A 20,206-nucleotide genomic window follows, 5' to 3' on the forward strand; every position below is an offset into this window, starting at 1 on the left:
GTTAAAGCACGTCCTAGAGGGACGAGTCAGAGCAGGAACGCTAAATTGGAGTCACCGTCACTGTCGATCGCTCTACCAACAATTGATAGGGTTCGTTGCGTCCCTGTTCGCTCTGCACCCGCACATAGTACGTTCCCGAAGCCAGGGTGGGCGCAAACAGCGTGTCACTATCACCGCCTTCCACGTTACTAAACAAAAATCTGCCGCTCTCGGTCATTACCGTACGTCGCTGGCTGTCTAGAATCGAGAAGGCGATCGGGTCTGCGTTGAAATCTGAGCTACTGAGACGGGCAGAAATGCGGCTGGTGTTGTCTACGCTGAAGCGGTAAAAGTCAACGTCGCTGCCGCCCACCGTTCCCGATTCAGAGAAAAGATCGCCCGGTCGCAGCGTACCGAGATTGACCGACTGATCAAATCCCGGGGTCGGTGAGGAAGAGCCAGACTGGGATAAGTTCAGATCATAGTCTTCGTCCCGTCCGTTTTCGCTCTGAATGCGGAGAAAATAAGTTCCTTTTGCCAGTCCTCTCACGGAGATCGTCTGGCTCTCCCCTGCTTCAACGTTGGCAAACAGAAAGTTATCTTGGGCTTTCACCACTTTGCCCTGACGATTTAGCAGGCTAATGGCGATCGGTTCATCGCGATCGCTTTTGTTATTGAGCGTCGCAAAGATTTTGCCCCGGCGATCGAGCTTAAATTTAAAGAAATCGAGATCGTCACCGCCTACGTCCCCGGAATAGTCGTAGCTTTTGCCGCGCTTGATGCTGCCAATATTTTCGGCATTCTTCAGGCTGTCACCATAGTCAGATGAGAAGTTAAACAAGCGGGTGCGATTGGCAAATGGGTTGTCCTGATTAGCGGGACGAGACGAAGAGTTGAACAGCATGGGTCAACAGCCTCAAATGAGTGCAGAATCACAGTGATTCTGTAGGTTCCATCGTGTATTGACGGTGCTGTTTGTAATAAAGTTCCTGAGTTAAGACGACGGCTGGTTAAATCGACCTTTTTGTCGGGTCTGGCAAATATTTAAATTGAATCTCGCGTAATAACGTCTAAATCTCGCGTAATAACGTCCCGATCGCTGACGCTCCTTTTTAAGGTTCTGAAATTCGCAGTCATCTCGCTGAATTTGGGTCGTCTCCAAGCATTTACAGCTTGAAAAGCCATTGTGCGATCGAGCAGACGATGAAAGAAAAACGTTTGAGAATCGGTGATGCCACAATGAATTAAAACTGTAAATTGTTAAAAAATCTCAACACTAGCGCAAACGAGTTGAAGTGTATCGCTAGATAGTGTACCGCTAGATCAAAAACAAGCAAAAGGGACATGGCTTCATGACACTGCTGGATAGGACCTGCTGGATAAGACGCTAAGAATCAGTGAAGCCCACCAGAATATCGAAATGAAGCAAGATGAGCAGCGGAAATTTTACAATAAAGACAGACAACAAAAATAGAAACAGGTTCTTAACACCCCGCTATGTCTCACTATCAGCAAGCGATTACCATTCAGACCAACGGCAAATCTCTCCATAAAATCACCTCAAAAGTTGCGGCGATCGTTGCTGATGCGGGAATTCAAACCGGGCTTTGTACGCTGTTTCTTCGCCATACCTCTGCCAGTTTGATTATTCAAGAAAATGCTGATCCAGACGTGTTAAAAGATTTGTCTAACTTTCTGGCGAAACTGGTGCCCGACGGGTACAACTACATTCACAGCACCGAAGGACCGGATGATATGCCTGCCCATATTCGCACCGTCCTGACTCACACTTCAGAGCAAATTCCGATCGCAAACGGTCGTCTTGTACTGGGAACCTGGCAGGGTATTTATGTGTGGGAGCATCGAGATCACGGCCACCGCAGGGAACTGGTTGTTCATCTTTCAGGAGATTAGGCAGGATTTTTTCGGTTTGCCCCAGTCGTTTTGCTCCAATCGTTTTGCCCTAATGCTCTCGCTGCTGAGAACGATCGCTGGAACGATTACGTTTCAGTTTGTGAAGTTCAGGTCGCAGTAAGCGCGTTTGATCAAGGCTATCTTTACGGTTTGTAACTCCCGTAGAGGTAAGGGGGGCGTTCAGGTTCTAAACTTTTAAGAATCAGCAAGCAGACTCCTTTTAGTAAATCTATGTTTCCGACCCATCGCCCCCGTCGCCTTCGTAGCCATCCGCAGCTCCGCCGCATGGTGCAGGAAAACGTTTTGACGACCAGCGATCTGATTTATCCGCTTTTTGCGGTTCCGGGTGAGTCGATTGCTAACGAGGTGCGATCGATGCCGGGCGTTTATCAGCTTTCGGTTGACAAAATTGTCGAAGAAGCAAAAGAAGTTTACGACCTGGGAATTCCCGCGATTATTCTGTTTGGCATTCCCGCCGACAAAGACACCGATGCCACCGACGCATGGCATGAGTGCGGCATTGTTCAACGCGCAACCACTGCGGTAAAGGAAGCCGTCCCTGATCTGATCGTCATCAACGACACTTGCCTGTGTGAATATACCTCCCACGGTCACTGCGGCTATTTGCAAGTGGGCGACCTGACCGGGCGCGTGCTGAATGATCCCACGCTAGAACTGCTGAAAAAAACGGCTGTGGCGCAGGCAAAAGCAGGAGCTGATATTATTGCGCCCTCCGGGATGATGGATGGCTTTGTGCAGGCAATTCGATCGGGTCTGGATGAAGCAGGCTATCAGGATATTCCGATCATGTCCTACGCTGCAAAATATGCTTCGGCATACTATGGTCCGTTCCGCGATGCAGCAGAGTCTACTCCACAGTTTGGCGATCGTCGCACCTATCAGATGGACCCGGCAAATGGCAAGGAGGCCCTGAAGGAAATCGAACTCGACATTGCTGAAGGTGCAGATATGCTCATGGTGAAGCCTGCTCTGGCGTATATGGACATTATCTGGCGCGTGAAGCAGGCAACCAATCTGCCTGTCGCTGCCTACAATGTCTCTGGCGAGTATGCAATGGTGAAAGCGGCGGCGCTAAACGGCTGGGTCGATGAACAGCGCGTCGTGATGGAAACGCTAACTGGCTTCAAGCGATCGGGCGCAGACCTGATTCTCACCTACCACGCGAAGGATGCAGCTCGCTGGCTCAACGGCTAGTCGCTCAACTCATTCGCCCCCTTGCAGAGATTCGTTACTTTGTAGATTCCTAAACAGCCCCTTCCCAGCCCGGTGAGGGGTTATTTTTCATCACCTGTTTGTTGAGGGCGTGGTTTTGTCAACATCCTTACTAAGGCGACAGAGAGAAGCAACAGAGAGAAGCAACAGAGAGATAGGTCAGGCCGCGATCGTGACTTCTCAAACATCCCTTTAGAATTAAAGGCAGGGCGATTCTGCTATGGCACTCAGTAGGGCACGAAGCGAGACATGAAACGAATTGTTCTAATTGCGGGGTTTGAATCTTTTAACGCTGATTTATACCGTCAGGCAGCACAGCAGGCGCAGTCTCGCTGTTCCGATCTGGAGATTCAGGTCTTTAGCGATCGAGATCTCACGTCTCAGGCAGCGCAAGTCGAACAGGCATTACAAAGCGCAGATGTCTTTTTTGGCAGTTTGCTGTTTGATTATGATCAGGTCTTGTGGCTACGCGATCGAATTGCATCCATTCCGATTCGGCTCGTGTTTGAGTCTGCGCTGGAGCTGATGAGCCTGACGCAAATCGGCAAATTCAGCATTGGCGACAAACCGAAGGGAATGCCAAAACCTGTACAGTTTATCCTCAGCAAATTTGGCGGCACGCAGCGCGAAGAAGATAAACTTGCCGGATATCTCAGCTTTTTAAAGGTGGGACCGAAACTGCTCAAGTATGTACCAATCGGCAAAGTGCAGGATCTTCGCAACTGGCTAATTATCTACGGCTATTGGAATGCCGGTGGTTCTGGGAACGTTGCGGCTCTGTTCTGGTTTCTGGCGGAGCGATATCTGGGGCTTTCGGTGGGAGAAATTCCAGAAACCATTGAAACGCCGAATATGGGTTTGCTTCACCCGGATTATTCAGGCTATTTTGCATCACCGCAGGCGTATCTAAACTGGTACTTTCAGGATAATTTAGGGCGATCGAGTTCGGTTCAACCAGGAATTCACCCAGAGGTTCACAAAAATATTCATTCAGAGATTCCTGAAAATATTTGCGCTGGTTCTCCGATCGTTGCCATTTTGCTTTATCGCAAGCACGTTATTACAAAGCAGCCCTATATTCCCCAGTTGATTCGGCACTTTGAAGCGGCCGGTTTAATTCCCTTACCGATTTTTATCAACGGGGTCGAGGGCCATGTGGCAGTGCGGGATTGGCTCACGACCGATGATGAGCAACGGCAACAACAGCAGGGAAATCGGGAAATTCTATCGCTGATGCCAGAAGCCGCCAGAATTGACGCGATCGTTTCAACCATTGGATTTCCGCTGGTAGGAGGTCCGGCAGGCTCGATGGAGGCGGGTCGGCAGGTAGAGGTGGCAAAGCGAATTCTCAGCGCGAAGAACGTGCCTTATTTTGTCGCGGCTCCCTTGCTGATTCAGGATATTCATTCCTGGACAAGGCAGGGAATTGGCGGTTTGCAGAGTGTGGTATTGTACGCGCTGCCAGAGCTGGATGGAGCGATCGATACCGTGCCCTTGGGCGGATTGGTGGGGGATGAAATTTATCTAATTCCAGAGCGAGTTAAGCGGCTCACCGGACGGGTCAAAAACTGGATCGCGCTGCGACAAAAAACCGCCGCAGAACGCAAGATTGCCATTATTCTCTACGGCTTTCCGCCCGGATACGGCGCAGCGGGAACGGCAGCCCTGCTGAATGTGCCAAAGTCGCTGATCAAGCTGCTGCAGGCCCTGAAAACCGAAGGCTACTGGCTTGGTGACAGCCGATTGCCCGAAGACGGAGAGGAATTAATTCGCCAGGTCAAACAGGCCGATGAAGCGTTTGCCTCTGAGCAGGAGGATACAGTTCAAGTTAATGCCAGAACGCTGGAAAAATGGCTCGGCTATCTGTTCACAAGCCGGATTGAAAAACAGTGGCAGTCTTTAATCGCAAGTGGCATTAAAACAAGCGGCGATCGCTTTCAGATTGGCGGCATTCAGTTAGGAAATCTGTGGATTGGCGTGCAGCCTCCCTTAGGATTGCAGGGTGATCCAATGCGGCTGATGTTTGAGCGAGATCTTACGCCTCATCCTCAATATGCTGCCTATTATAAATGGCTCCAAAATGAGTTTAGGGCAGATGCGATCGTTCATTTTGGAATGCACGGCACGGTCGAATGGCTTCCTGGTTCTCCGCTGGGCAATACAGGCTATTCCTGGTCGGATATTTTGTTAGGAAATCTGCCAAATCTCTATCTTTATGCTGCGAATAATCCTTCAGAGTCGATTCTGGCAAAGCGGCGTGGCTATGGAGTTTTAGTGTCTTACAACGTGCCACCCTATGGTCGAGCCGGATTGTATAAGGAGCTGGTTGCGCTGCGAGATTTCATTGCAGAGTATCGCGAAGATCCAGAAAAGAATTATCTGCTGAAGGAGGCAATCTGCAAGAAGATTCTGGATTCAGGGTTGGATACAGATTGTCCTTTTACAGAAGCCAAGCGATCGGGAATTGAATTCACGCCAGAAAATATTCGGCTGTTTAGCAATCATGCGTTTGATGATTACCTGATTCGGCTTTATGAATATTTGCAGGTGTTAGAAAATCGGCTCTTTTCTTCTGGTCTACACATCTTGGGGGAAACTCCTGGTGCTGAAGAATTGCAAAGCTATCTCCAAGCTTATTTTGGCGATCGACTACCCGATGAGATCATTCATGCCGTTTGCACAGATTCACTTAACCCAACTCAAGCTCAATTGACTGATTCTGAAATTCAAATCGCTCTCCAGATCAAAACTCTGCTGAGCCAAACCACCGACGAACTCACAAATCTGCTGCGCGGACTCAACGGCGAATACATTCCTCCGGCTCCGGGCGGTGATTTGCTGCGAGATGGAATCGGCGTTTTGCCCACCGGACGCAACATTCATGCGCTTGATCCCTACCGGATGCCCTCAGCCGCCGCCTACGAGCGGGGACGAAAAATCGCCCAAACGCTCATCGCTCAGCATTTGCAAGAGCACGGCACTTACCCTGAAACGATCGCCGTCATGCTCTGGGGATTGGACGCAATCAAAACAAAAGGAGAATCGATCGGCATTCTTCTCGAACTGGTAGGGGCGGAGCCTGTGAAAGAAGGAACCGGGCGGGTTGTGCGCTATGAGCTAAAGCCGCTTTCAGAACTGAACCATCCCCGAATCGATGTGCTGGGAAACCTCTCTGGGATCTTTCGCGATAGCTTTGTGAATGTGATTGAGCTATTAGACGATCTGTTCCTCAGAGCATCCACGATCGAGGAACCGATCGACCAAAATTTTATTCGTAAACACGCTCTTGCTCTGCAAGCCAAGGGCATCGATAACGCATCTGCAAGACTGTTCTCAAACCCTTCCGGTGATTTTGGTTCACTTGTGAACGATCGCATTACAGATTCTAACTGGGAATCGGGCGATGAATTGGGGCAAACCTGGACAGGGCGCAATACCTTTAGCTACGGACGCCAAGACAAAGGGCAGGCTCGTCCAGAAATTCTGGAAACGCTGCTGAAAACCACCGATCGCATTGTGCAGCAGATTGACTCAATCGAGTATGGCTTGACCGACATTCAGGAATACTACGCGAACACGGGCGGACTAAAAAAAGCGGCTGAGATGCAGGGCGATCGAAACGTGACCGCCAGCTTTGTGGAAAGTTTCTCGAACGACACCACCCCCCGAAAGCTGGAAGACTTGCTGCGAATGGAATATCGCACGAAACTGCTCAATCCCAAATGGGCAGAAGCAATGATCGCTCAGGGTTCGGGCGGGGCGTATGAAATTTCTCAGCGCATGACAGCTTTGATAGGCTGGGCAGGAACCACTGACTTTCAGGAAACCTGGGTCTACGATCAGGCAGCCGCAACCTACGCGCTCGATGCTCAAATGGTAGAACGGCTGCGGCAGGCAAATCCAGAAGCGTTTCGCAACATCGTCGGACGAATGCTAGAGGCACAGGGACGCGGATTCTGGCAACCCGACCCCGAAACTCTGGCACACCTGCGGCAGCTTTACCAGCAAACCGACGAAGAGTTAGAAGGCGTAGTGACTCAATCGTCGTGACTCAATCCATGACCTGACTTCAGCAGATCGATTAGACTTACATTGAATTACGTGTAAACTTACAGCTGCCAGAAACCAATCTGCAAAGATTTTTGCGGCACGACGATCGCCCCGACATACCCCGCAGCAGGCACGAATTGATGCAGCTTCCATTGTTTGACCGAATGGTCGGCAGGAAGTCCCAGCAGTTCGGCAGGTTGACCGGGTAACAGGGTGATTGCCACCTGATCCAACGGCAACGATAAACCGCTCCCGATCGCCTTCAAAAATGCTTCTTTCCCCGTCCAGGCACGAAAAAAAGCAAGCGGCTGCTGGTTGACCGGAAGCGACTGAAAGGCCTGCCGTTCTTCGGGCGAGAAATAGCGGCTGACAATTTGTTCAATCTGCTGCACCGGACGCAACTGCTCGATATCAATGCCGATCGGGTCATGCTGGGTCACGGCATAAAGCACTCGATCGCCCGAATGCGCCAAATTAAATGACAGCAGATTAGATCCGATGAGAGTGGGTTTGCCGTATTTTCCATATTCAAAGCTGAGGGTGCTCGGATCGCACTGAAGGTACTGGCTCAAAAGGTTTCGCAGGATGCCGCGAGCGAGAATAAACTTTCTGCGATCGCGCTCAAATCGAAATCGGGCGGCACGGTGCTGTTCGTCTGCACTCAGCAAGGGAGCCAGCTTTTCCACTTCGGCATCCAAGCAAGTCAAATCCGCCTGCCAAATGTGAACCTCCCGATCGGAAAGCTGCAGATTAGAAGGCGGCACTGTCCAGGAACAAACTTCAAGCATGAATCACCGTGATATTCTGAACGAGGCTCTGACCCAGTTAGCTGACCCGATTCTAGATGAAAATTGCAATTATCACGTCTGGATTTTTGCCTGTGGTCGATGGCGTAACGGTAACGGTTTGGCAGAGGCTGCAAAAACTGAGCCGGGATAGACATCAAGTGCTGGTGCTGTGTCCCGACTATCAGCCGATCGCCACCCTATATCCCCACTGGCAGCAGTATGTGGGCAACATTCTACCGGGGGTGAAAATTGTGCCGCTCCAGAGTGAGCCGTTTCTCGATTTGCAGTTTGAGCGCAATATAAGCGGCAAGGCATATCCGGCACTGATGCGAGAACTAGAAGCGTTTCAGCCAGAAATCATTCACGTGGACGAACCCGATCGCCTGCATCTCAGTATGCAAAAAGTGGTTGGCGTTGCGTATGCAAAGCAGCACCAGATTCCCTGCGTTAGCTTCTTTCATACCAATCTGATTGAATACATCGAAGATTATTTGCCGCTTCCAAAATTCATCATCGCGATACTTCAGCGGATTTCGCGTCGGATTGTGCGGGGCATCTACAATTCCTATACTGCAACGTTAGTCAGCAGTGAAGATGCAGGTCGAAAACTGATTCAAATGGGCATCAAAAATATTGTTCGAGGTGAGTTTCTCGGAATTGATCTCTCCCAATATCGTCCTGAACTGAAACACGATCGCTTCTTTGCCGAAAAATATCATCTGCCCTCGGTCGATCGCAAAACCAAGCTCACTTTTTTAGGTCGCCTCACGCCGGACAAAGGCTGGAAATTTACGCTCAAGGCATTTGAAACGCTTGCTCCATCACTTGATCGAAGCTCGATCGCCCTGCTGATTGCCGGAGACGGACCCATGGAAGTTGAAATCCGCGATCGCCTCCGAGCGATTTTGCCCGAAGTGCATTTACTGGGACGCATTTCCCCAGAAGATGTCCCTGCTCTGCTGATCAACAGTGATCTGCACATTACCGCATCCCAGAAGGAAACCAAGGGTCTCACCGTTCTGGAAGCCGCCGCCGCAGGAATTCCAGTCCTTGCCCCTCGTGCCGGAGGCATTATCGAAAGCATTCAGCCCGGCACAACAGGCGAGCTTTTTGAACCCGATAATATCAACGATTTCAGCCAAAAACTCAAAACGCTGATCGATCGCCCTTCACTGCGTCAACAAATGGGAGAACAGGCTCGAACATTTGCAGCAGAACACTCCTGGGAACAGGCGATCGATCGATTGGTGAACGTTTGGGAAGAAAAGGCGGGAGAGGGAAGAAGGAGATAAAGGAATGAAGAAGGAAGAAAGGAGCAGAAGAGCCTTTGCTGTTTACCGTTCCCCACCTTTCCATCACCTTATTTCCCATCCACCCACCTACTCCTGCGGCAAGCGCATCAGCTCCAAAACGCGCCGCATCGGAATATCTACCCAGTCGAGGCGATTGCTCAGCTCATAGCCAAGTTCGTACACCGATTTTTCGAGCAGATAGGCATCGAGCAAAATCTGCATTTCTGAGTAGGTTCGCGGCAGGAAAGGCGCGTGATCAGTTCTTGCCAAATAGGACTTGAGGAACGTTACACTCGTCCAGGCGCAGAAGAAACGAGTCCATTCCTGCATTGCAGGCAGCGTTTCGTTGCGGATCAGTCCGGTTTCGATTTCGCGTCGCAGCGCAATTTGGGACGCATAGTAGAACGATTGCAGCATTCCGGCGATGTCGCGCAGGGGCGATCGTTTCATGCGGCGTTCGGTGAGGGGTCGGGTGGGTTCGCCCTCAAAGTCCACAATCACAAAATCTTTGCCTGTGTACAGCACCTCTTCCAGGTGATAGTTGCCGTGACAGCGCATCCGCATGGTCGCAATCGGCTGATCGATCACCGATCGGAATCGTCCTAAAAGCTGCTCCCGGTAGTTGAGAATGAACTGGGCCTGACGCTGCAAGTCTTCGGGCAACTGTCCGACGTACTTTTTCAGCTCTAGCAACACCTGTCCCGCCTGGTTTCTCATGTACTGGTAGATCGATCGCTGGTAAAACGCCGTGAAGTCTTCGGGTACAAAGCCGGAATAATCTGGCTCGGATGCGAGGGCAAGGTGCATTTCGGCGGTGCGTCGTCCCAGCAGTTCCGCTGCCAGCAGATAGCCGCTCATGGTTTTATGAGCCAGGTCGGGCACGTCTTGTTCGAGAGCCTCTTCGATCGACTCTGCTGGGAAAGTTAGCGTAATCTGTTCCAGCGGCAGCGTCAGAATGTTATCAAACCAGTCGCGCATCGAGTCGAGCGTGTAGCTCCAGGCATCTCGCGCTTCGGGAATCATTTTGAGCAGCAAGCCAATCGTCATGGGTTCAGCCCCTTTGCGCCGATATTCCAGCCAGCCTGCCACCGGAGCAAAGTTATCCGGGTTGGGCAGCCCGACCGATGCCGAACTGCGGGTAAGAAACTGCCCGATCTCCAGATCTGGGTTAATGCACTGATCCGTTTTGCGATACAGCTTCAAGATAAACCGATCGCCGTAAGACACGATCGCATTGCTTCGTTCGCCGCGCATCAGATGCGGTTCTAGATTCGAGTTCATGCCCGGATGGGTGGGAGTAGCGGCAATCTGAGCAAAGGCTTCTGCCTGCACCGCAACGATATCACCTGCACTACCGCGAAACTGCAATTTATGAGTAATTGCCGCCAGCGGAATCGAGAGAAAGTCGCGCTGGTGCATCGCGTCATACAGCACACCAGAACTAGTTTTGCCTTCCAGATAAACGATTGCCTGCCCTGGTTCATTGCCTACCCCATAGGCGACCGGCAACACGCAGATTTCGGACATTCCCTCGGTGTAGTCGATCCGCGTCAGCAGCAAATAGTAAGGTGACGGAGCAACGGGCGGATAGGGCGAGTCCGACAGTTCCAGGGGCGGCTCGATCGGCACAGCATCCACCACCGTCGCATTTTGAATTAGCCGTGCTTTGTTGCCAAACCAGTGACAGCTTCGCAGATAGGCAGGCAGAGCAGTTTCCAGAGATTTTCTGGCTTCGGCTTTCAGGAAAACATCGCGCCAGTCGCCATTCACGGCGATCGTGGTCGGCTGCTTCATGGGCTGAATCGAAGCCTGACCCTGCGGCACCTGAATCGTGAACCAGAAGAAAGCGTGGGGACCCAAACTGAGGAAATAGGGCTTGTCGTTGATCGCTGGAAACTCATTGCGTCCAAAGATTTCGACCGGAACCATGCCCTTAAAGGCAGACAGATCGAGTTCCACGGTTTGCACAAAGCGCGACAGGTTTGCCACCACCAGAATGTGCTCATCGTGATAGGTGCGCGTAAACGCCAGCACTTTGCGGTTTTCGGGATAGAGCAGCTCAAAGGTTCCCCGCCCAAAGGCACGGTAACGGCTGCGAATTGCCAGAAGCCGCTTCGTCCACCACCAGAGCGAGTTCGGGTTTGCCCGCTGTGCCTCGACGTTCACCGTTTCGTAGTGATATTCCGGGTCAACAATTACAGGCAGATACAGCTTTTGTGGATTGGTACGGCTAAATCCGGCATTGCGATCGCCGCTCCACTGCATTGGAGTTCGCACCCCGTTGCGATCGCCCAGATAGATGTTATCGCCCATGCCGATCTCATCGCCGTAGTACAACACAGGCGTACCTGGCAGTGCCATCAACAAGCAGTTCATCAGCTCAATCCGCCGTCGGTTATTGCCCAGCAGCGGAGCCAGCCGTCGCCGAATTCCTAAGTTGATCCGCGCCTGCGGGTCTTGAGCATAAACGCGATACATATAGTCACGGTCTTCGTCGCTCACCATTTCCAGCGTGAGTTCGTCGTGGTTTCGCAGGAAGAGCGCCCACTGACAGTTATCGGGAATTTGCGGCGTTTGCTGAAGAATGTCGATAATCGGGAAGCTGTCTTCCATCTGCAGCGACATAAACAAGCGCGGCATCAGCGGAAAATGGAAGTTCATGTGGCACTCGTCGCCCCGCCCATAATATTCCGCCGCATCTTCGGGCCACTGGTTTGCCTCTGCCAGCAGCATTCGATTGGGATAATTTTCGTCTACATATTTCCGCAGCCGCTTCAGAAATTCGTGGGTTTCGGGCAGGTTTTCGCAAATTGTGCCTTCTCGCTCGTACAAATAGGGAATTGCATCAAGGCGCATGCCATCCACACCCATGCTCAGCCAGAAGTCCGCCACATCGAAGAGGGCGCGTTGCAGTTCTGGATGCTCAAAGTTAAGGTCGGGCTGATGCGAATAAAAGCGATGCCAGTAGTAGGACTGAGCCACCGGGTCCCATGTCCAGTTCGAGGTTTCAAAGTCTTTGAAGATAATCCGCACCCCTTTGTATTTCTGGGGATTGTCGCTCCAGACATAGAAATCGCGCTCCGGGCTGCCGGGAGGTGCTTTGCGGGCACGCTGAAACCAAGGATGCTGATCGGAAGTGTGGTTAATAATTAGCTCGATAATTACGCGAATGCCGCGCTGGTGAGCCGCATCCAGAAATGCCTGAAAATCTTCCAGGTTGCCGTAGATCGAGTTAACACTGGTGTAGTCGGAAATGTCGTAGCCATCGTCGCGCAGGGGAGACGGAAAAAACGGCAGAATCCAAATGGCAGTTACTCCCAGATCCTGAATGTAATCCAGCTTCTCAGTTAAGCCGCGAAAATCGCCGATGCCGTCTGCGTCACTGTCACCAAAGGCACGCACGGGCACTTCGTAAATGATTGCGTCTTTAAACCAAAGGGGATCGTCGTTGAGCGGTGTCTTCTGCATAGTATGTTTCCCTAAAAACCGATCGGCTGTTCGCTGGATTCTGTCGCAAGTCCTTGGCAATCTGGTTGTGCAGCAGTTGTGCAGCCAGATCATCTGAGCAAAATGGATTGACCGTTTTTCACCTTCTCGATCGATTGTGCCAATTGCAAGCCAACTCTCTGTCTTACTGAAGGCAGAGAGCCAACCAATCAAGCGGAAATCGTAAGTCTAGAGCAGGTGGGTGACCTGGAGACGGTGGCTGAGCGGGTAGATGCGATACATTTCCGGGGTTGCGACCCTGATGGAGTGTTAATCAGACTTTTCATTCAAGCGTAGTTCACTAGCTCAAGTTGTGGTAGCCATCACTGACAATCTCAAGAAAATGACCAGAGCGGCGATCGATCGCTTGAGCCAATTCGCGATTGAAGCGATGATCTCGACTCTCCAGAAAAGAGCCGCAGATCTGATAAAAGTATTTTGTGAAATACTCTGCTTGAAATACCCTGAATCGGAAGTTTGCAGGATGTTTGAAAAATCCTAACAGTGATCCGCCTCCCTAGCCCCCGAATTCTAGGGGAACCTCTCTTCCTCTAGGTTTCAAAGTCCCCAGCGGCGGGGGCAAAAAGGGAAATAGCAGAGTCAATGTCAAACCTCAGAGACTTCTCAAATACCCGCTTAAAAGGCTGTTGCTTAACCGCGCTTTCTGGATGCGCCCATTCTAAAAATGAAAAATTCAATCCTCCTAGAGGAGGACGCCGATTTCACCGGAACTTTGCAAAGCCTTTCCGTAATATCTCGATATTCTTACAATTTTTGCCTTTACACCCGGTAAATTCACTGGTTAGGTTGGTATTTTGCCCTGGAAGAGATGCGATCGCCCTTCTGAATTCGATCGCAAATCCACTGCAAATCAACTCAGGTAAGAGGAAATTTTCGGCTCCAAACTCTACAATCTTTTGCATTCATTAATATCAGTCGCTAGCAGGAAAAAACCGTGACCTTTCAACGCGCCAGTGGCATTCTACTTCATCCCACCTGCCTTCCCGGACGATTTGGCATTGGGGATTTAGGACGATCGGCTTATGAGTTTATCGATTTTCTGGAGCGCAGCGGACAAAAGCTATGGCAGGTGTTGCCGCTGGGACCCACCGGAGACGAGCATTCGCCTTACATTATGAATTTCAGTGCCTTTGCCGGAAATCCGCTGATGATCAGCCTCGAAACCCTGGCAGAAGAAGGCTTACTGGAGGCTGACCAGCTTCAGCCGCTCCCTGAATCAGGCGAACCGGGCTATAGCCGCGTGGATTTCGATCGCGTAATTCCGGTTAAGTACGGCTACCTGAAGCAGGCATTCGATCGCTTTGCCCAAAAACTCAACAAAGAACCGAATCCCGAATACGAGCAGTTTTGCCGGGAGCAAGCCTGGTGGCTAGATGACTTTGTGCTGTTTATGGCATTGCTGGAAGAAAACGGCGGCAAGCCCTGGAGCCAGTGGGAGCGATCGATCGCCCGTCGCGAACCCAATGCCCTCGAAGCCAAACGGCAAGAACTAAAGGACAGCATTGCCTTTCAAAAATTCATGCAGTTCCAGTTCTTTGAGCAGTGGCGCAAACTGCGGGCGTATGCCAACGGCAAAGGCATTCAAATTGTGGGCGACGTGTCAATCTATGTTTGCCACAACAGCTCGGATGTCTGGTCTAGCCCCGAAACCTTTAAGCTCGATCCACAAACGCTAGAGTCTGCCTATATTGCCGGAGTGCCACCGGACTACTTCAGCGCAACGGGTCAGCTCTGGGGCAACCCGGTTTACGACTGGAATCAGATCGAAAGCACCAATTTTGCCTGGTGGATTGCGCGGTTTAAGGCAACACTGCTTTATGTCGATATTGTCCGCATCGATCACTTCCGGGGCTTCGAGGCATACTGGGAAGTTCCTGCCGGAGAAACTACGGCGATTAATGGCAAATGGGTCAAAGGCCCAGACGCAAAATTCTTTGAGGCGCTGAAGGCGGCAGTCGGTTCTCTACCGGTGATGGCAGAAGATCTGGGCATCATTACCCCCGAAGTAGAGGAACTGCGCGATCGCTTCGACTTCCCCGGAATGCGAATTCTTCAGTTCGCCTTTGGCGGCGGTTCTGATAACGCCTATCTGCCCCATCACTATATCCCCAACTGCGTCGTTTATCCTGGCACGCACGACAACGATACGACGATCGGCTGGTGGCAAAAAGCCGGCGATCACGAAAAGCAGTTTGTCACAAAATACTGGGGCTACGCGACACCAGAAGACATTCAGGAAATCAACTGGCTATTTATCTCAGCGGCTCTGTTCTCGGTCGCAGATCTAGCAATCCTGCCGCTTCAGGACGTGCTGGGACTGGACAACCGCGCCCGCATGAACGATCCCAGCACCAATGCCGGACAGTGGCGATGGCGATACACGGACTCGGGCTTGCTGACCCAGGAGATTAGCGATCGGCTGCGTCAGATGACGGAGATTTATAGCCGTTGAAGCATTCCGGTTTGCTGAGTTAACCACCTGCCGAACTGCCCCCTGCGGGTTAATTCTGGGAGGAACCGAGCGTTAAATTATCAGTTTCCTCAAGAATCATCCTTGCTTTCAAAGTCCCCCCATTAGGGGGGAATTAGGGGGGCAATGTAGAACCTATCCTATGCCTCAAGCACACTCCCACCCCAATCGCCCATTTAACCTTCTAAGGCACTTTTTAGACGTGTTAAGTTTTTCAACCCGATCGAATCACTCAAAATGGCAGCGGGAAGAATAAATTTGTGATTCTACCTGGTCTGGAGAACATTTGATGTTTGATGTACTGGATCGCATTGCTGAAATTGATGGTCGCTACGCTACAGATCAAGAGCTAGTCGAACTGGAACAGCTTTCCCAGATGACAATCGATCGCTTTCAGCTCTATAGCAAGCTCGCACAAGCAGAAGAGCGAATTCTCAACGAGCTTTATCAGCGCGTTTCTGCTTCCCATCCCCAAATTTTTCAGATGGAGGGCAGAGATGTTTCGGTGCAGTGTCGGCACGATGTCCGCTACACCTTTCATCATGCAGTGCAATCAATGCTGCTGGGTGAAGCCTGGCTTCAGGAAGATTTACTGATCTGGTTCCAGACTATTACTCGATCACGCAAAATTCAGCCCAGATGCGAGGTTGTGTACTCAGCACTGGAGAACCTGCTGCGATCGGCTCTGCCGCCCAAAGAGAGCCAGTTAATTTGCCCAATCATCCGGAAGATCAAAGAAACGCTAATCCAGCCCTGAGGCGCAACTTTACCGCTGCTCGAAACTATTGCTTGACATTATTGCTCGAAACTAATGCTCAAAAATGCCCTGGTACTGCATCAGATCCAGGGAGACGATCGTGGGTAAGCAGCGAAAGCAATCCTGCGCCAGTTCCCAGCGTCCTTCTCGCTGAAGCATCTCCTTTAATTTTTGCTGAATGTTAAGCAAATAGCGCACGTCATTCGCGGCATAGCGCAACTGCTCATCGGATAAATTTACGGCATTGCCCCAGTCGGAGCTTTGTGCCGTTTTGTCGAGTTCGACCCGCTCTAGCTCCAGCACCACATCCTTAAGTCCGTGGCGGGGGCTATAGGTGCGGGCAAGCTTGCTGGCAATCTTGGTGCAAAACACCGGAGCGACCTCGATTCCCAGGTGATAGCGAATCGTTGCCAGGTCAAATCGGGCAAAGTGAAAGGCTTTCAACACCTGCTCCGCTTCCAAAAGCCGCTTTAGATTAGGGGCTTCGGTTTGTCCCTGCTGAATTCGCAGCACTGCCACTCGTCCCTGCGGATCGCAAAGCTGCACGACGCAGAGCCGATCGCGCATCGGCAGCAGACCCATTGTTTCGGTATCCACTGCCAGTGCATCGGACTCAAGATAGCCTGCCAAAATTTCATCTGAGATGTCTCGATCGCAGACCTGAAACTCGGTGAATGTCATGCTTTAACCCAAACTCAGGTACTTGGCTACGTTCTGCATATCCTTATCGCCGCGTCCAGAGCAGTTGATCACAATCCGGGGACTGCCCGTGAGCTGGGGACAGAGTTGGTCGAGGAAGGCGATCGCGTGAGCCGTTTCCAGCGCAGGAATAATTCCCTCCAGGCAGGAAAGTCGCTTCAGTCCTTCCAGAGCTTCCTGGTCAGAAATGCTGAAATACTCAGCGCGTCCGGCATCTTTGAGGAAGCTGTGTTCGGGTCCAACGCCCGGATAATCTAGTCCGGCACTGATTGAGTATGGCTCTACGACCTGTCCATCTTCGTCTTGCAGCAAATAGCTCATCGCCCCGTGCAAAACGCCGACTCTGCCCCGCGTGAGCGTTGCTGCGTGTTTTTCAGAATCGACACCCTCTCCGCCTGCCTCAATTCCAATGAGCCGCACCGAGGGTTCATTCACAAACTCGTGAAACAGCCCCATCGCGTTTGAGCCGCCGCCCACACAAGCCAGCAGCATATCTGGCAGACCGCCCCATTTCTCCATACACTGCTGCCGCGTCTCCTGCCCGATCACTGCCTGAAAGTCGCGCACAATCATCGGATAAGGATGTGGACCCGCCACCGACCCCAAAATATAGTGCGTGCTTTCCACATTCGTTACCCAGTCCCGAATTGCCTCAGACGTGGCATCCTTCAGGGTTCCCGTCCCTGATGCCACCGGACGCACCTCTGCTCCCATCAGCCGCATCCGAAACACATTTAACGCCTGCCGCTCCATGTCATGCACGCCCATGTAGATAATGCAGTGCAGACCAAACCGAGCGCAGACCGTTGCCGTAGCGACTCCGTGCTGTCCGGCTCCCGTTTCTGCAATAATCCGCTGTTTGCCCATCCGCTTTGCCAGCAACACTTGCCCCAGAGCATTGTTGATCTTGTGTGCCCCAGTGTGGTTGAGGTCTTCCCGCTTCAGGTAAATTTGGGCGCCCGTGCCGTCGGGTTTGGCATAGTGCTGAGTCAACCGTTCCGCAAAATAGAGTGGTGTTGCTCTGCCCACATAATCCTTTAGCAAGCCTTGAAACTCTGCCTGGAATTCTGGATCATTGCGGTACTGATAAAAAGCCGTTTCCAGTTCGCTCAGGGCAGGCATTAGCGTTTCGGGGACATATTTGCCGCCAAACTTACCGAAGCGTCCCAGGGTGTCTGGGCGTTGGGTCGTGTCAAGGGGTTGGGAGGGGGGAACGGGAGTGTAGGTCACGGAATCCAATGGGATAATGGAACAGTCCTTATTATAAAGAAGTTCCGGGTCTGCAAAAAACGATCGCCTCGAAAGGGGAAACTGGGTCGCTTCGCTTCTCCCTGGTTCTTATAGAAAAGCCACCAAAAAAGCCACAGATTTCATCACGCCCATGTCATCCAAACGCAAAGATTCATCTGCTCACAGCCCTGCAACCAATCGCGTAGTTTACTCCGAGTTCGGCAACCCCAACACCGATGCCTTCGAGCGTCCGGTTCAGGAACTGCTGCCCAACCAGCAAAATCTTCGCGTGCAGGCAACCCGCAAGGGCAAAGGCGGCAAAACCGTCACCGTTATTAGCGGATTTCAAGCAAAGCCTGAAACGCTGGCAGATTTATTAAAGAAGCTCAAAGCCCAGTGCGGCACAGGCGGAACACTGAAAGACAACGAAATGGAGATTCAGGGCGACCATACTCAAAAGCTCGTCGAACTCCTGACGCAGATGGGCTACAAAGCGAAAAAAAGCGGCGGCAAGTAGGGTTCTTTAGCAGCCAGGGAGAACTCAAAGATTCCTCCGATCATGCAAAGGGCTGTTGCTTTGGAATTTCAATGCAAAATCTGGTTCCTTTTCCGGGTGTAGAATCACAGTACAGTTGCCCATTGTGTTTCTCGGTGATGATTTGGTAGCTGATGGCTAGCCCTAAGCCTGTGCCTTTGCCAACCGGCTTTGTTGTGAAAAAAGGGTCAAACAGGCGCGATCGCACGACTTCTGACATCCCGATTCCGTTATCCGCAATGGTGATTTTAACGCGATCGTTCTTCATTACTTCAGTTTGTATCCAGATGGTATTGCGCTGCTGCTCAATCGTTGTAAAGGAGCGATCGTGATTTGATTCTTCGAGTGCATCGATCGCATTACTCAAAAGATTCATAAACACTTGATTGAGCTGTCCGGCATGGCACTCAACTTTTGGCAGCGCACCATAGTGTTTAATGACTTCAATTGCAGGACGATCGGTTTTTGCTTTTAAGCGACCCTGCAAAATCATCAGCGTGCTATCAATACCCTCATGCAAATCAACGTTTTTGACTTCTGCTTCGTCCAGCCGGGAGAACAGGCGCAGCGATTTGATGATTTCTCGGATGCGTTCTGTTCCGACCTTGATCGAAGCCAGCACTCGAGTGAGATCCGTTTCGAGAAACTGAAAATCAATGTCTTTTAGTCTGTCTTGAATTTCTAAGCCGGGTTCTGGATACTGCAACTGATAAAGATGAACCAATCCCAGCAAATCCTGGGCATATTGATCAACAAAATTCACATTGCCGTGAATGAAATTGACCGGATTATTAATCTCATGGGCAATGCCCGCTACGAGCTGCCCTAAACTGGACATTTTTTCGGTTTGCACCAGTTGGGCTTGCGTCTGTTTCAGATCATCAAATGCCTGTTCGAGCTGCTGGTTTTTTTCCTGCAATTCTTGCGTTCTATCCCTGACTTCATGCTCTAAGTTGCGATTGTAATGTTCGAGCTGATCGCGGGATTCTTTGAGCGATTTTGTCATTTGATTGAAGGTCAGGGCAAGTTGTCCAATTTCATCCTGAGATTCAACGGGTGCACTCACGTCAAAATCGCCTGCTGTAATTCGACTGGTGGCTTCGGTCAATCGCTGCACGGGTTGAGCAATGTGCCGTCGAAAAAATACCGTCATGCCAACACTTAAACCTACGGCGATCAATCCGGTGAAAAGATTTTTCCATTGAGCATCGGTGAGACTGGCATTTCCGACTTCTAGTTCTTGTGTCAGTGCAGTCTGCTGATCTTGCACAATCTCATTCAGAATAGACAACATTTCAGTTGCCAGCGGCTCTGCTTCAGAATTAAACAGATATAAATCATTCCGGTAGCGATCGCTTGCTACCGCCTTGAACATCGTTTCCGGTAGATTGAGGAAGGATTGCCGCTGTTGAGCAATCTTTTGCAGCGACGCTTGCTGGCTGAGGGTCATCTCATTCTTTTTTTGGGTTAACCGCTCCCAGGCTTGTCGATTTGCTTGCAAATTCCTGCCGTATTCAAATCGAAAGGTAGGTTCACGAACTACAATATAGGTTCGCAGTGCCGACACTAAGAGCGCAAAAGAGTTGCGAAACTCCAGCATGTCCCTGAACAAAATTGCAGCTTCCGCAGAGGCTAATTGACCTTCCTGCTCTTCTAGCATCTGCTGCATTTGGTTAGAAATACCGACAATTAAAAGTTCACCTTCCTGATCTAATAACTTCAGGGCAGGCTGATTTTCGATCGTGTCGTCGT

At 51.1% G+C, this 20,206-nt stretch carries 13 protein-coding genes; 7 read left to right on the forward strand and 6 right to left on the reverse strand.

Translation table 11 applies throughout. From position 1 onward, the window contains the following. Positions 1-40: 40 nt before the first annotated feature. Positions 41-883, reverse strand: coding sequence for a pre-peptidase C-terminal domain-containing protein (locus H6F80_RS22030; protein ID WP_190793674.1), 843 nt, complete (start codon positions 881-883; stop codon positions 41-43). 593 nt (positions 884-1,476) lie between these two features. On the opposite strand from H6F80_RS22030, the gene H6F80_RS22035 reads away from it, so the two are divergent. From H6F80_RS22035 to bchH, 3 genes are all read left to right on the forward strand, one after another. Continuing rightward, on the forward strand, positions 1,477-1,893 hold the full coding sequence (locus tag H6F80_RS22035) for a secondary thiamine-phosphate synthase enzyme YjbQ (RefSeq protein WP_190793675.1): 417 nt from the start codon (positions 1,477-1,479) through the stop codon (positions 1,891-1,893). A 231-nt stretch (positions 1,894-2,124) separates the two neighbouring features. After that, positions 2,125-3,108, forward strand: a complete 984-nt coding sequence (gene hemB, locus H6F80_RS22040; protein ID WP_190793676.1) for a porphobilinogen synthase — start codon at positions 2,125-2,127, stop codon at positions 3,106-3,108. A gap of 267 nt (positions 3,109-3,375) precedes the next feature. Continuing rightward, positions 3,376-7,176 (forward strand): magnesium chelatase subunit H, encoded by a 3,801-nt coding sequence (gene bchH / locus H6F80_RS22045; protein ID WP_190793677.1) that lies wholly within the window; start codon positions 3,376-3,378, stop codon positions 7,174-7,176. Between the two features lie 59 nt (positions 7,177-7,235). On the opposite strand, the gene H6F80_RS22050 is transcribed toward bchH, so the two are convergent. After that, entirely contained in the window at positions 7,236-7,964 is a 729-nt protein-coding gene (locus H6F80_RS22050) for a 4'-phosphopantetheinyl transferase family protein (protein WP_190793678.1), read from the reverse strand. 56 nt (positions 7,965-8,020) lie between these two features. On the opposite strand from H6F80_RS22050, the gene H6F80_RS22055 reads away from it, so the two are divergent. Then, on the forward strand, positions 8,021-9,256 hold the full coding sequence (locus H6F80_RS22055; protein ID WP_190793679.1) for a glycosyltransferase: 1,236 nt from the start codon (positions 8,021-8,023) through the stop codon (positions 9,254-9,256). An 87-nt stretch (positions 9,257-9,343) separates the two neighbouring features. Here the strand turns inward: H6F80_RS22055 and treS are convergent, their stop codons facing one another. Beyond that, positions 9,344-12,724 carry a maltose alpha-D-glucosyltransferase gene (gene treS, locus H6F80_RS22060; protein ID WP_190793680.1) on the reverse strand — a complete coding sequence of 1,127 codons (3,381 nt, stop codon included), beginning with the start codon at positions 12,722-12,724 and terminating at the stop codon, positions 9,344-9,346. 973 nt (positions 12,725-13,697) lie between these two features. On the opposite strand from treS, the gene malQ reads away from it, so the two are divergent. After that, a complete protein-coding gene (gene malQ / locus H6F80_RS22065) occupies positions 13,698-15,215 on the forward strand; it encodes a 4-alpha-glucanotransferase (RefSeq protein WP_190793681.1) in 1,518 nt (505 codons plus the stop codon). A gap of 307 nt (positions 15,216-15,522) precedes the next feature. Continuing rightward, complete coding sequence (locus H6F80_RS22070) at positions 15,523-15,990, forward strand: bilin-binding protein (protein ID WP_190793682.1); 468 nt, start codon at positions 15,523-15,525, stop codon at positions 15,988-15,990. A 51-nt stretch (positions 15,991-16,041) separates the two neighbouring features. Here H6F80_RS22070 and H6F80_RS22075 read toward each other — a convergent pair whose 3' ends face one another. Next, positions 16,042-16,671 (reverse strand): ribonuclease D, encoded by a 630-nt coding sequence (locus tag H6F80_RS22075; RefSeq protein ID WP_190793683.1) that lies wholly within the window; start codon positions 16,669-16,671, stop codon positions 16,042-16,044. Positions 16,672-16,674: 3 nt separating this feature from the next. Then, positions 16,675-17,919, reverse strand: coding sequence for a tryptophan synthase subunit beta (trpB, locus tag H6F80_RS22080; protein ID WP_190793684.1), 1,245 nt, complete (start codon positions 17,917-17,919; stop codon positions 16,675-16,677). 151 nt (positions 17,920-18,070) lie between these two features. On the opposite strand from trpB, the gene H6F80_RS22085 reads away from it, so the two are divergent. Next, positions 18,071-18,436 carry a translation initiation factor gene (locus tag H6F80_RS22085; protein ID WP_190793685.1) on the forward strand — a complete coding sequence of 122 codons (366 nt, stop codon included), beginning with the start codon at positions 18,071-18,073 and terminating at the stop codon, positions 18,434-18,436. Between the two features lie 40 nt (positions 18,437-18,476). On the opposite strand, the gene H6F80_RS22090 is transcribed toward H6F80_RS22085, so the two are convergent. Next, positions 18,477-20,206 (reverse strand): ATP-binding protein (locus H6F80_RS22090; RefSeq protein WP_190793686.1); only part of this gene is annotated, 1,730 nt, incomplete at its 5' end.

Source organism: Leptolyngbya sp. FACHB-711 (assembly GCF_014695615.1).
Classification (GTDB): Bacteria; Cyanobacteriota; Cyanobacteriia; order Elainellales; family Elainellaceae; genus Leptolyngbya_A.